The following is a 13,009-nucleotide window of genomic DNA, read 5'->3' as shown; positions in this document are numbered from 1 at the left end:
CCCCAGACGATTACGCCGAATTTGGGGGTTGTGCACGGTGACCGATGCCAAGGCCGGAGTGTCCAGCCGGAAGCCGTGGTTCACGCCCAGCAGAGAGCGCATCAACCCGGTCGATCTGAAGGTGGACGTGCCGCACACCGCCCGTATGTACGACTACTACCTGCTGCGCCACGAGGCGCCGCGTCACCGAGCAGGGGTGGGAGACCCTCGCCATTGGGCCGTCGCAGCGGCCTGATTGAAGATGGGGGCAGTCTGATCCGGGGAGCGCCGGGGAGGACGGGAAGCGGCCCCGACAACGCCGGGACGGTCCAGCACTGCCAGATGGGCCGGGTTCGGCAATCGAGATCAGAAGGTGCAGCGTAAGCGAATCAGTGGTTGACGCTCCGTAAGAGTCGTGCCGGCTCAAATCTGGTGGATAAGGGCCGGTGTGCAGCGCGTGGCCGTCTGGTAGGTGGAGGCGGTCAACTCTGAAGCCGGGTCAGCTAGCCGGTGAGGAGGTCACGGTGAATGTCTGCGGCGTAGCCGTGGCGAGGCTGTCGGGGTACAGCTGGGCGCCTACCTGGTCGATCGGTGATGTGGTGAACGTGGGAACCGTCCGTGGTCGCCCCCATGTGGGGCAGGCTCGCTGCCGGCTGGTGGCCAGGGGCGGGGCGGAGGTCCCGTAGTACTCCGAGCACGCGAGAGGCGTGTACATGGGGAAGGGGACCAGCAGGCTGGTAGGGAGGATGCTGGAATGCCAGGAGCCGCGCTGGTGAATATCGGCGGGCCGGAGCTTGATGACGCCTTCGTGGAGGCGGAGCGCCGGGTACTGGAGATCCAGGCCAAACTACACCGTTGGGCTCGGGACGAGCCTCGTCGTCGGTTCGACGATGTTTTCAACCTCGTCCACGACCCCGCGTTTCTGTTGGTGGCGTGGGTTCGTGTGCGGAGTAACAAGGGTGCCAGGTCGGCGGGGGTGGACGGCGTTTCGGCGCACGCCATCCAGGCCAGGGGCGTCGGGAAGTTCCTCGACGGGTTGCGGGCCTCGCTAAGAGACCGTAGCTTCCGCCCGTTGCCGGCGCGGGAGCGGATGATTCCCAAGACCGGCGGCAAGGTGCGCCGTCTGGGGATCGCGACCGTTGCCGACCGGGTGGTCCAGGCATCTTTGAAGCTGGTGTTGGAACCTGTCTTCGAGGCGGATTTCTTGCCGTGTTCGTATGGGTTCCGCCCGGGCCGTCGGGCTCAGGACGCGGTGGCCGAGGTGCGTTTTCTCAGCTCACGCCCCCGTTGTTACGAGTGGGTCGTGGAGGGCGACATCAAAGCCTGCTTCGACGAGATCTCGCATCCCGCTCTTATGGAGCGGGTGCGGGCTCGGATCGGGGATAAACGTGTGCTGGCCTTGGTGAAGGCGTTCCTGAAAGCAGGTGTCCTCACCGAGGACGGCGCGCTGCGGGGCACAGACGCTGGCACTCCGCAAGGGTCGATCTTGTCCCCGTTGTTGGCTAATGTGGCCCTGTCGGTACTGGACGAGCATATCGCCCAGATGCCGGGAGGCCCGTTGACCGGCGAGTGGGAGCGGCGGAAACGCCGTGGCCAGGGTCTACCGAATTTCCGTCTGGTCCGTTACGCGGATGATTGGTGCCTGATGGTGAAGGGCACCCAGGCGGACGCGGAAGCCCTGCGAGAGGAGATCGCCGGGGTTCTCGCCGGGATTGGGCTACGACTGTCCCCGGAGAAGACCCTGGTAACCCATATTGACGAGGGCCTTGACTTCCTTGGATGGCGCATCCAGCGTCACCAGAAGCGTGGCGAAGACCGGCACTACGTCTACACCTACCCGGCGAAAAAGGCGCTGCGCGCCATCTGCCAGAGGGTCAAGGACGTGTGCCGGGGCACGAACGTCGACCAACCGCTGTCGGCTCTGCTGCACCGGCTCAATCCGGTGCTGCGGGGCTGGTGCACCTACTTCCGGCAGGGTGTGTCCAGTAAGACCTTCGGTTTCCTCGCCTCCGTCGTCTGGCGGCAGGTGTGGGCCTGGGTAGGCAGGAAACACTGCAAGACGGGCTGGAAGGCCCTCCGACGCCGCTACAGCGGCAACGGATGGAAATGGTGGCCAGCTGACGGCGAGACCACGCTGCTCCACCCCGGGTCGATCAGCACAACTCGATACCGGTACCGGGGAGCGGCGATCCCCTCGCCATGGGTGGTCGCGGGATGACGAGAACACGAGCCATAAATACGGGGCCTGTGCAGAGCCCGTTGCTCAGTAATGGGCACGGCGGGTTCGGGAAGCGGCCCGAGGAAACGGACCGGCCGAAATGCCGGCACCGCGCCTCGGGCCGACTTCGCGGTGGTAAGGACAACTTTCCCGCCGACCGGCAGGCGGCCGAGCAGGCGCTCGCGGTGTTTCCGCACGGCCGGGTCACCGCCCGGCAGAACCGTGCGTTCCTGCACCGGGTGACCCGGTTCCTCGCCCAGGAAGCGGGGATCCGCCAGTTCCTGGACGTGGGCACGGGTATTCCGACCTCGCCGAACCTGCACGAGGTCGCCCAGGGCATCGACCCGGGCTGCCGGGTGGTCTATGCCGATAACGACCCGATCGTGCTCTCTCACGCGCGTGCTCTGCTCACCGGCACCGGTGAGGGTCGTACGGCCTATCTGGATGCCGACCTGCGGGAACCCGAGAAGATCCTCGAGTCGGCCGAGCTTCGCGACACCCTGGACCTGACCCGCCCCGTCGCGTTGTCCGTCATCGCTCTGCTGCACTTCATCCCGGACACCGACGACCCGTACGGCATCCTCCGCCGCTATCTCGACGCGCTTCCGGCCGGGAGCTACCTGGCGCTCACCCACGTCACTCCCGACTTCGCACCTGACGAGGTCGGGCGGGTCGTCGAGATCTACCGGGGCCAGGGCATCCCCGCCACGGTCCGGACCCGCGGCGAGGTCGAGCGTTTCTTCGACGGCCTCGACGTCATCGAACCCGGGGTACAGCCCGTGCACCGCTGGCGGCCCGACGACACCAGCCTGGACGGCCCGACCGACGCCGAAGTCAACGTGTACGGAGCCCTCGCCCGCATCCCCTGAGCGCGGTCCCCGTCATGGCCTTCACCCCCGACGGGTCGAGCACCTTCACCACGGCGTCGATGATCGGCCTGGGCCAGGGCTGTGGGGCGTGCGGGAAAGAGGTCGCCGACCAACAATCGATTCGACCAGCCGCTATCTCCCGCCCCCTGGACCCGGCTGAGATGGATTATTGATGGGTGGGACGTCGAGGACGCGGCGACACGGAGAGGGCTCACGAAGGCCGCCTGACCGGTCGCGACGAGAGGAGCGGACCAGACACCATGAGTCCGGTGAACGGCGATGATCGTTATCGTTCCTGTCCGTCCTGGTGCCAGGAGCCGGCCGGGCACCTGAGGCCCGAGCCCAACGGCCCCGGCGGCTATCACACGGCCGAGATCGCCCTCATCGATCTTCCCGAAAGAGACGGAATACGAGGGGACCCCCTGGAGCTTGTGGTGAGGATCGAACAATACGTGACTCATACCACCGCGGACCCTCCTGTGATCACTTTGGGAAGCAGCGACATTGACGAGCCCGATCGTGAAGGCCTCACCGCCGACGAGACGGAGGACCTCGTGGGAGCCCTCCAGCGGGCGATCGCGACGTTGCGGGCCGGATCGTCCGGGGCCGGTTTCGTCGTCTGACGGCGTCTAACCCCGACGCATTCGTCAACGCCGCCCGTTCACGCAGAAGGGCGGCCGCGAACGCGTTGGTGCCTTCGGACGGTTCGGCGCAAGGGTGCGTCCGCGGGACCTGGCAGATCGCCACGAGGACGGCCAGCAGACCCGAAGGGCTACGCGTGGCGGCTGAACTGCTCGGCCACAAGCAGCCGCCACGCTGTCGCCTGGACGTCCTCGGCCCAACGGCGCGCCAAGCTCACCTCATCGACATCAAAGTTGAAGTTCAGCCAGGTGCGCACCATCCGGCCCAGCACGGCGAGCACGCCGTCCGGGAGACCGTCGACGGCGTAGTACGCAACGCCGGAGAACTCGCGGGTGTCGATGTCACCCCCCGCCGGATCGTTACCGCTCCGCACCGCCACGGCATACCACGAGGCCAGACGCCACAGCGCGGCACGGGCCTGATCACCCTCGGGCTCGGGCGTGACCTCGCCTCGTTCGAGCCCGGCCACCCAGGCGGCTGTCGGGCCGTTCCACTGTCGCTCGTCTTCGGTGTTCGCGAAACGCAGGCCGGATCTGTCGGAGCCAGGCTCGCCGGCCCACGCGACGAGAGAGACGAGCCGAAGAAGCCTCTGGCGATCATCCATTTCCCGTGGCTATCACCGCACGGGACTGCCCGCCGCCGCTTCGCGCGAGCTGTGCGGCCGCCTGCCAGATGCGGGTGGAACATCCGCCCGGGTGCGGGCCGCGATCGGGTCATGCTGCGCTCGCCGCCTACGCGGGCCGCTACCGCGGCGATCCCGGTGCAACCATGTAGTTCGCGTTTCCTGCAGCGGGTGGCGACGGCCGGCCCGTTACTCCCCGATGTGCACGAGGCGGACCGACCGCCAGTTCACCAGTACCCGCCGCCCGTCGGCGAGGTGGAGCTGCTCAACCTCACAGCGGAACAGCGCCTGGGCGATCCGTGCCCGTTCGGCTTCAAGATCGACGTAGGCGCCGGACGGGTCGTATCGCTCGCCGTCGATCGTCAGCCACACACCCACCAGAATCGCACAGAGGTTCGACCATGAGGTCTTGGTAGCCACCTTGACCTGCACAGATGGGCCAGCGTGCGCCGGGTTGTGCCCCCACCGGCCGCTGGCAACCCGGCGCACGCGCTCACGATAGGTCGATCGACGAAGCCACGGTGTAGACCCTCCGTGCCCTGATCAGCCCGGCCGCGGTCAGATCCACCGGGCCGACGCGATCACTCGTCGTCATCGTCCCAGATCGGCCCGTCGTCGCCCTCGTTGCTGTCCGCCGCATCGCGCGCACGGCCATCCCAGCCGGTCAGGGCGGTGGCGGAGTTCGGGTTGTTCACCGCGGCCCGGCTGATCCGGTCGGCGGCCTCGCGGTCCATCGGAGTCGACTTGCCCATGACACATCTCCTGGAGATTCCGATCTCAGGCCTCGGTGTCGCCACGAGGCAGGCGGGTCGGGCCGCGATCGGCGCGGCCCGACTGATGCCCAGGGGTGCGGTGCCAGATCGTGGTCATCGATCACCGCGCTGGTACCGCGAGTGGGCTCCGGGTTGAGCACGACCTCGGAACGAGCCCACTGTGGGAAGCGTCTTCACCGTAGCGCGGCCGTCCAGGCAACGCCGCTTCGGCACGCGGGCCCGGCACTTGCCGACCGCGGCCTCCCACGACACGAGCGCACGTCCGCCGAGACCAGCCGGACGGTGGGCCATCCGTAGGCCCGCCACCGCCGCGCCACAGTATGCCGAGACCACGCCGAAGCGAGGAACACATGATCGACCGTGTCACGCTCATCACCGGGAATCCAGGCAAGGCCCGCGAGTACTCCACCATCCTGGGCATCGAGGTCACCGCGACCAGACTGGACCTCGTCGAGATCCAGTCGCTCGACGTCGCGACGGTGGTGGAACGCAAAGCCACGGACGCCTACGCGAAGCTGCACCGTCCGGTACTCGTCGACGACACCGGTCTGGCACTCGATGCCTGGAACGGCCTCCCCGGCGCCCTCGTCGCATGGTTCCTGGACACCGTCGGCACCCAGGGCCACGACCGCTCTCGGCTATGCCGACGCGACCGGCGTCCGGGTCTTCATCGGCACCGTTCACGGGACACTGACCACCGAGCCTCGCGGCAGCGGCGGCTTCGGCTACGACACCATCTTCGTACCCAGCGGCAGCACCCTGACCTTCGCGGAAATGCCGAGCGAGGAGAAGAACGCGACCTCAAACCGGCGCCTGGCGGCCGACGCCCTCCGCGAGAAAATAAAGTGACCGGTGCGCCTCAGGTGACCCCGATCGGTTCGAAGCGGATGGTGAGGCCGAGGCTGTTGGCTTGCTTGATCATGCGGCGCATGGCGCGTTCGGGATCTCGTTTGGCGAAGTGATCGGCGCCCAGGTCGCGGTAGGGGACCCTGTCGTGCAGGACGTGCCAGATGGCGATGGTGAGTTTGTGCATGACGGCGACCTGGGCGTGTCGGCCGCCCCGGCGGGCGGCGAGCCGGCGGTAGAAAGCGCCCAGGTAGGAGTCCTTCTTCTTGATCGCCACCATCGCGGCGATCCCGAGCAGGCGTTTGAGGTTGCGATTGTCGGTCCGGATGTGGCCGGACTTGTTCACCCCGGCGGACTCGTTCTGGCCTGGGCAGACCCCGATCCAGGAGGCGAGGTGATGGGCGCTGGGGAACTGGGCCATGTCACCCCCGGTCTCCGCGATGATGATCTCGGCCGCGAGGCGGCCGATGCCGGGGATCGAGGCCAGGAGATCCAGGTCCTGCATCTGGCCGGTGAGCATGGCCGCGATCCGCTCGTCGAACCCGGCGATGACCGCCTTCCAGCGGTCGATCTCGTCGAGGTAGTGGCGGACCATGGAGGCGTGGTGGTCGGTGAACTCGCCGTCCAGCGCCTCGATGAGTGCCGGGATCTTGGCGCGGGCCCGGCCGGTGGCGAAGTCGGCGAGCAGGTGGGGGTCGCGCTCGCCGGTGACGAGGGCTTCGAGGATCTTCCGGCCGGTGACACCGACCAGGTTGGTGAGGACCGCGGCGAGTTTCATCCCGGTGTCCTCGAGCTCCTTCTCCAGCCGCTGAGCCTCCCAGCTTGCGGCGCGCACCAGTTCGGTCCGCCGGCGGGTCAGGTCCCGCAGTTCCCGGATCTTCCGTGCCGGGACGAAGGACGCCATCACCATGCCCGACGCGCCGGCCCGTGCCAGGAACGCCGCGTCACTGGGATCGGTCTTGCGACCCCGGATTCCCTTGAGATGAGAGGGGTTGACCAGCATCAGGTTCAGATCCGGCTGCAACACGTAATAGACCGCCCGCCAGTCGTCGGAGGTGGCCTCCAGCACCACGACCTCCACCCGGCGTTCCAGTAGCCAGGCCCGCAACCGCTGTAAACCGGCATGGGTCCGCCTCATGGCCATGGGGCAGAGAAAGACACTCGTCACCTGCCGCCCCTGCCACGAGGCCATCCACGCCGGCCGGCGACCACGTAACCCACGACATAACCACTGGAAAGCCCGTTGCAGTTAACGCCGCCCGGCGGGTTCGGCGGGGCCGACGGAAAAGGACCCAACCAGGGCACGTCGCCGGCGGCCTACCCGACTCGGCGGGCGGGCCGAGGAAACGGATCAGCCGAAAGACTGGCACCGCGCCTCGGCCCGACCCAACACCTACGTGATGGTCTCCGGCCGGTGGACCTACGTGTACCGGGCTGTTGACCAGCATGGTCAGGTCATCGACGTCCTGGCCAGCGAACGGCGCGACCAGGCCGCCGCCCGGCACTTCTTCGCCGCCGCGTTCACCGAACTCGCCGCCGCCGTCTGACCGGCAGACGCCCCGGCCACTGGCATGCCCCGCCTTCGCCAAACGCAATAGCGCCGTGACCCGCAGCCTGGACCCCACCGGGGCCGGCCGCGCCCGGTGGATGGTCCGCTGGAAACCCGTGATCGACGCCTTTGCGATCACTTACCGTGACCGTTGGCTGTCCGTCGAGTCCTACTGATTAAATCTGCCGGAAACCGTTGGCGACACAGTCCCCACCTGAAGGTTAAGCGACAAGTTAGATGCGGTGTTCGGCGAGGACTTCGGCGGTGAGTTGCTGGGTGGTTTGCGCTCGTTCTGGGTTGGCGAGGCAGACGGCGACGTAGAGGGCGTCGAGAATGGTGGAGTGGATGATGCGGCTACTCATGGCTTCGATGCGAAATTTCGTTTCGCGGCTTCCGGCAACGAGGCAGGTTTCGACGATTTTGGCGAGTGGTGACCGGTAGAAGCTGGTGAGGGCGATGGTTTCGGCGCCGGCTTGTTTGGCGGCGGCGGCGCTGGCGAGGGTTTCTTGGGTCTGCCCGGTGTGGCTGATCGCAAGGCAGGCAGTTCCGGGGTGGAGCAGGCGTGCGGTGACGTGCTGGATGTGTGGGTCGAGGGGTGCTTCCGTGGTCAGCCCGACGGTGCGGAATCGGTACGCGGCGTCCTGCGCGAGGGGGGAGGAGGTGCCGACACCGAGTATGAGTAGCCGCTCGACGTGGGCGAGGGTTTGAACGGCCCGGGCGAAACTGTCGTGGTCGACCGTGCCGGACGCTTCGGTAATTGCTTGGGCGGTGCTGTTCAGGATCTTGTCCAGGACGGTTGCGGGCTCGTCGGCCGCGGCGACGTCTTCGTGCAGGCCGCGTTCGGCAGGGATGGATTCGGCGGCGAGACGGATTTTGAGGTCTGCGAAGACCCTGCTGGCTTATTCGGGTTGTGGGGGTGTCTCTCAACCCGTGCGCAACACCCGGGACGGCACGCTGGCCGTGGGTGTCGGGTCGGGATGATGCTGGTCGTGTCCCTGCAACCGAGACCCTGGCCCGAGGTCCCGCCACTGACCGCGCAGGTCGCGCGTGCCGCGTTCCCGAAGGGGAACCTGGCGATGCGTATCCGTGACGAGCTCGGCGTGGTCTACGAGGACGGCCGGTTCACCGGCGCGTTCGGGGTGCGGGGCCGGCCGGGGATCTCCCCGGCGCAGCTGATGATGGCCACGGTCCTGCAGTTCGCCGAGAACCTCACCGACCGGCAGGCCGCGGACGCGGTCCGGGACCGGATGTCGTGGAAGTACGCGCTCGGTCTCGATCTCGACGATCCCGGGTTCGACGCCAGCGTGTTCACGGAGTTCCGGACCCGGCTGGTCGCGGGGGATCTCGCGACCCACGCCCTCGACGCGCTTCTGGCGCGTCTGGTCGCGCAGGGGCTGCTCACCGCGGGCGGGCGGGCGCGTACCGATTCCACCCATGTGCTCGGCGCGATCCGGCAGCTGTGCCGGCTGGAACTGGCCGGGGAGACCGTGCGCGCCGCGCTCGAGGCGCTTGCCAGCGCCGCCCCGGCCTGGCTGGGCGGGGTGATCGACGACTCCTGGCAGCGGCGGTACGGGGCGCGGGTCGACACCTGGCGTCTTCCCGCGTCGGAGACGAAGCGTAAGGCCCTCATGGTCGAGTACGGCCGTGACGGCTACCACCTGCTCGCGGCCGTCCACGCCCGCGACGCGCCGGTCTGGCTGCGCCAGATCCCCGCCGTCGACGTTTTACGGCGGGTCTGGGTGCAGCAGTTCTACCGGTACACCACGGGCAGCGGGACGGAGGTGGTACGACGGCGGGAGAACACCTCCGAAGGCGGAGACGGTCTCCCGCCTGGCAGAGACCGCCTGATCTCGCCCTACGACCTCGACACCCGGCACAGCCTCAAACGTGACCAGAGCTGGGACGGGTACAAGGTCCATCTCACCGAGACCTGCACCCCACCCGACCCCGCACCAGCACCCGACACGACCGGGCGTGGGGACGTCCCGAACCTGATCATCGGGGTGCTGACCACCCCGGCGACCACCCCCGACGCGGCCGCCCTGGATGACATCCACACCGAACTCGACCGCAACGGGCTGGCCCCCGACGAGCACCTGCTCGACTCCGGCTACCCCAGCGCCAACCAGATCATCCACTCCGCCCGGGCTTATGGGATCCGCCTGGTCACCCCGATCCTGCTCGACCACTCCCACCAGGCGAAAGCCCGGGCGGGCTACGACAAGGCGAGTTTCTCCTTCGACTTCGACCGCCGCCGCGGCACCTGCCCGCAGGGCCGGACCAGCTCGACGTGGAACCCGTCCCGCCAGCGCGCCGCCGAGGTGATCGTGGTGACCTGGACGAAAGCGACCTGCGGTCCCTGCCCGGCCCGGGAACAGTGCACGAAAGGCAAACAGCGCCACATCACCCTCCGGGACCGTGAGCTCCACGAAGCCACCGTCACCGCACGGGCCGCACAGACGACCGACGAATGGAAACGCCGCTACGCAGCCCGGTCCGGGATCGAGGGCACCATCCGCCAGACCACCCACGTCACGGGTATCCGGACCGCCCGCTACCGCGGCCTGTCCAAGACCAGCCTGGAACACACCATCGCCGCGACCGCGATCAACATGATCCGGCTCGATGCCTACTGGACCGGCAAGCCCCTCGACCGCACCCGCACCACCCACCTCACCCGGCTCGACCTCACCCACGCAGCCTGAATAAACCAGCAGGGTCTGCGAAGCCTTTGAGGCTGATGTCCTGGCAGAATCGGACGATGGTGGCGACCGAGGTCTCGGTGCGTTCGGCGAGGTCGGTGACGGTCATGTGGATGATGTCGCGGGGTTCGGCGAGGATGGCCTGGCCGATCCGTTGACCACTGGGGGTCAAGGTGGGCATGCAGGCGCGGAGTTGTGCGGTGATGGTGCCACCATTGGCAACAACGTCTGCGATGTGTTGACTGGTGTTGGGTCGGCGGTTGTGGGTGGCGCTGGTCATGATGCCTGCCACGATGCCAGACCGGCGAGCGTGGGGCGGGTTACAGGGGCGTTGATGTCGAGCAGGTGAACGACCGCGTCAGTGCTGAGTACGACGAGGGTGTTCAATCCGAGTGAAACAGGCTGGGTGGTGACGGGCGACGCGATGTCGCCGACGAGGAGCGGACCGTCGGGGCAGCCCAGTTGCCAGATGCTGCCATCGAGCAGCACGATCATCGGTCCGAGGGGGGTATGGACGGGAGTGGTGGGCGCGCCTGTTCCGGTGGACCGGTAGGGACCATAGGCGGGGCGCAGCCCGTGCAGGTGCTGGCGGTCGAAGATGTCGCCGTGATCCGGGTCGAGCCGGTGAGCGATGCCGTCGCCGGTGACGAGCAGGATCGCCTCGTCGGTGACCAGGGGAGCGGCCGTGGAGAAGCGGCCGGTCACGGTGGTGCGCCACCGAATCTGGCCGGTGGACAGGTCCAGTCGCTCGAGGGTGGGTCCTGCGGTGCGGAGTAATAGCGCATCGGTCCCGTCAATGGCAACCAGCGAGGTGGAGGGCGGTGGTGTGCCGGGTGGGTCGGTCCAGGCGAGGGTGCCGTCGCGCAGGTTCAAAGCGGTCAGGCCCGGGGTGGGGCCGCCGAGGGGCAGCACGGCCAAGCGGTCGGTGGCCAGACCGGTTCCGTAGGTGAGCAGAGTGTCAACCTGGCCGAGCTGGTCGCGGTGCCAGACTGTATCCCCGGTGTCGATGTTCAGGCAGGTGATGCCGCCGACGTCACCGACGATCAGCCGGCCCGTCGCGGTGAGGATGGGGGTGGCTAGCAGCCGGCGTTGCTGCCAGTGTGGGAGGTGCCGGGTCCAGTGGGTTGCGCCGGTGGCTGGGTCGAGCGCGGTGAGGGTGCCGGCATGGCTGCACGCCAGGATCTGGTCATGGCTGGCGAGAACGCCGGTGACAGGTTCGTCCGCGACGCGCATCGTCCACAACACGTCGACTCGGCCGTCGCTACCGTCGCTACCGTCGGTGTTAGAGGTGTGTAGGCGGGTCAGGTGTCCTGCGCCGTGGGTGTCGGCGCTCGGTGCGATGACGGTGCCGGCGAGGGTTGCGAGGGTGCCAAGATGTTGATGGTCGCCGATCGAGTGGCTGGTGGTGCGGGGCGAGGTCGGGGCGTCGACGCGAGACGTGGTCGGTGACCGTGGCGGTTTCGGTAGCGCTGGGATCGTGTTGTGCCGTAGATCCGTAGTTCTCAGGCAGGATGTGAGGGTGATGAGGCGGAGTTGCGGTGGTGACCAGTCCAGTCCGCCGAAGCTGGCTGCGGGCGTGCTGAGCAGGTGACAGCCGCCGACATTGCGCTGTGCGTCGGCATGCCAATGTCCTGACAGCACGGCGAGGAGGCCGTCGGGTGCGGCATTGCAGCGGATCAATGCGAGTGTGTCGTGGTCGGGCTGGTTGTGGGCGAGCACGACGACCGGCAGTCCGGGGGCTCGGGTGGCGAGATCTGCGATCACGAAGCGTTGCTGGTCTGTGTCGTCGATGCCGCACCAGGCGCTGAACCAGTCCAGGGCGAGCAGGTGCACGCCGCCTAGGTCGGCTGACCACCAGCGTGGGCCCATGGCCTGCTCGTAGCGGGTAAGTGTTGCCGCGCCGAGAAACCCGCCACCGTGGGGGGTGTCGCCGGGGTGGGGTTGGTGTCGGTGGCCGTAGTGGTCGTGGTTGCCCGGCACGATCTCTACCGGCAGCGGCGCGGCGGCGAGGGAGTCGAGCACGCGCCGGAACTCTTCGGGTGTGCCGTGGTCGGTGAGGTCACCGGTGATCACGGCGAATGCCGCGCCGTGATCGGCTGCGGCCTCCAGCGCGTAGCGCAGGCCGCTGGTGGTGTCCGTCTGGTCGCCGTAGCGGGCGGCGAGCTCGACCGCCTGGGACGGGTCACCGTCGATCGCGCTGACATGCGTGTCCGTGATGTGCGCGAATCGCAGCTCCCCTGAGGGTGGGTGTGGATCGCCACCGGCGCGGCTCGGGTGAAGCTGAAACAGTAGCGGCTCCCCCGCCGCCGCGTGCTGCCACCAGCGGCCCGTCCAGCCGTTGGGGCGCCGGCCCAGACCGGGCGCCCCGGCACGGTGCGGAGGCTGAACGAGCCGTCGTCGCGAGTGAACGTCCAGGTCCGCCCGTCACTTACCGCGATCCCTGCGAGCGCGTTGCCGTGGATGGTGAGCACGGCGCCGGTGATCTGCATGCCTCAGTCTAGCCATCGACGAAAGATCGTTTACAATCCTTCGGGTCGCGATGTATGAAAATTCCTTACAGAAGAAAGGTAAAGTTCAGACAAAATTTCCCTTGACTCGTCAGTGTCACCGCCATGGCCCCACCCGGCCTCGCGCCGCCACCGTGGCCACAGGGGGACGGCCTCGACGCGGCTGTCCGGGTGGCCGGTGCTGTCGGGAACCGCCCGTACCGCTTAGTACTGAGTCGAAAATGACTCAGGGTGAGGCTGTCAGGGTGACCTGGTGGCCGAGCTGTTGGAGCTGGTGGACGAGCTGAGTCGAAAATGACTCA

At 67.7% G+C, this 13,009-nt stretch carries 12 protein-coding genes and 2 pseudogenes; 7 read left to right on the top strand and 7 right to left on the bottom strand.

Going from position 1 to position 13,009, the window contains the following annotated elements:
- Positions 1-37: 37 nt before the first annotated feature.
- The 4 genes from AWX74_RS40310 (at position 38) to AWX74_RS42890 (ending at position 3,689) form a co-directional block, all read left to right on the top strand.
- Entirely contained in the window at positions 38-235 is a 198-nt protein-coding gene (locus AWX74_RS40310) for a hypothetical protein (RefSeq protein ID WP_091284047.1), read from the top strand.
- A 498-nt stretch (positions 236-733) separates the two neighbouring features.
- Entirely contained in the window at positions 734-2,197 is a 1,464-nt protein-coding gene (ltrA, locus tag AWX74_RS31095) for a group II intron reverse transcriptase/maturase (protein WP_054571505.1), read from the top strand.
- Positions 2,194-3,066: an SAM-dependent methyltransferase gene (locus tag AWX74_RS31090; RefSeq protein ID WP_226931196.1), complete on the top strand. Its 873-nt coding sequence runs from the start codon at positions 2,194-2,196 to the stop codon at positions 3,064-3,066. The genes ltrA and AWX74_RS31090 overlap by 4 nt, the downstream gene beginning before the upstream one ends.
- A gap of 260 nt (positions 3,067-3,326) precedes the next feature.
- A complete protein-coding gene (locus AWX74_RS42890) occupies positions 3,327-3,689 on the top strand; it encodes a DUF6907 domain-containing protein (RefSeq protein ID WP_054571563.1) in 363 nt (120 codons plus the stop codon).
- A gap of 149 nt (positions 3,690-3,838) precedes the next feature.
- Here the strand turns inward: AWX74_RS42890 and AWX74_RS31080 are convergent, their stop codons facing one another.
- The 3 genes from AWX74_RS31080 to AWX74_RS40305 form a co-directional block, all read right to left on the bottom strand.
- The gene (locus AWX74_RS31080; protein WP_054571564.1) at positions 3,839-4,312 is read right to left on the bottom strand and encodes a hypothetical protein; all 474 of its coding nucleotides are present in this window, start codon (positions 4,310-4,312) and stop codon (positions 3,839-3,841) included.
- 207 nt (positions 4,313-4,519) lie between these two features.
- Positions 4,520-4,750 carry a hypothetical protein gene (locus AWX74_RS31075; protein ID WP_152991668.1) on the bottom strand — a complete coding sequence of 77 codons (231 nt, stop codon included), beginning with the start codon at positions 4,748-4,750 and terminating at the stop codon, positions 4,520-4,522.
- Between the two features lie 161 nt (positions 4,751-4,911).
- A complete protein-coding gene (locus tag AWX74_RS40305; protein WP_161934861.1) occupies positions 4,912-5,082 on the bottom strand; it encodes a hypothetical protein in 171 nt (56 codons plus the stop codon).
- A gap of 341 nt (positions 5,083-5,423) precedes the next feature.
- Between AWX74_RS40305 and AWX74_RS42310 the strand changes: the two are divergent.
- Positions 5,424-5,952 (top strand): annotated as a pseudogene (locus AWX74_RS42310) (non-canonical purine NTP pyrophosphatase).
- Positions 5,953-5,962: 10 nt separating this feature from the next.
- On the opposite strand, the gene AWX74_RS31065 reads toward AWX74_RS42310, so the two are convergent.
- The gene (locus tag AWX74_RS31065) at positions 5,963-7,117 is read right to left on the bottom strand and encodes an IS110 family RNA-guided transposase (protein ID WP_165615859.1); all 1,155 of its coding nucleotides are present in this window, start codon (positions 7,115-7,117) and stop codon (positions 5,963-5,965) included.
- Between the two features lie 223 nt (positions 7,118-7,340).
- On the opposite strand from AWX74_RS31065, the pseudogene AWX74_RS31060 reads away from it, so the two are divergent.
- A pseudogene (locus tag AWX74_RS31060) lies at positions 7,341-7,475 on the top strand (DDE-type integrase/transposase/recombinase); the annotation flags it as partial.
- A gap of 256 nt (positions 7,476-7,731) precedes the next feature.
- On the opposite strand, the gene AWX74_RS42305 reads toward AWX74_RS31060, so the two are convergent.
- A complete protein-coding gene (locus AWX74_RS42305) occupies positions 7,732-8,175 on the bottom strand; it encodes a MurR/RpiR family transcriptional regulator (RefSeq protein WP_341271987.1) in 444 nt (147 codons plus the stop codon).
- Between the two features lie 312 nt (positions 8,176-8,487).
- On the opposite strand from AWX74_RS42305, the gene AWX74_RS31050 reads away from it, so the two are divergent.
- Entirely contained in the window at positions 8,488-10,203 is a 1,716-nt protein-coding gene (locus tag AWX74_RS31050; protein ID WP_114476438.1) for an IS1182 family transposase, read from the top strand.
- Here AWX74_RS31050 and AWX74_RS31045 read toward each other — a convergent pair.
- A complete protein-coding gene (locus tag AWX74_RS31045; protein WP_091284043.1) occupies positions 10,187-10,480 on the bottom strand; it encodes a MurR/RpiR family transcriptional regulator in 294 nt (97 codons plus the stop codon). The genes AWX74_RS31050 and AWX74_RS31045 overlap by 17 nt on opposite strands.
- Complete coding sequence (locus AWX74_RS31040) at positions 10,477-12,432, bottom strand: outer membrane protein assembly factor BamB family protein (RefSeq protein WP_226932688.1); 1,956 nt, start codon at positions 12,430-12,432, stop codon at positions 10,477-10,479. The genes AWX74_RS31045 and AWX74_RS31040 overlap by 4 nt, the downstream gene beginning before the upstream one ends.
- Positions 12,433-13,009: the final 577 nt, after the last annotated feature.

The sequence above is a fragment of the Parafrankia irregularis genome (assembly GCF_001536285.1).
Taxonomy (GTDB): domain Bacteria; phylum Actinomycetota; class Actinomycetes; order Frankiales; family Frankiaceae; genus Parafrankia; species Parafrankia irregularis.
Note: the sequence above shows the minus strand (reverse complement) of the source record. Positions and strands in the feature narration are given on the sequence as shown.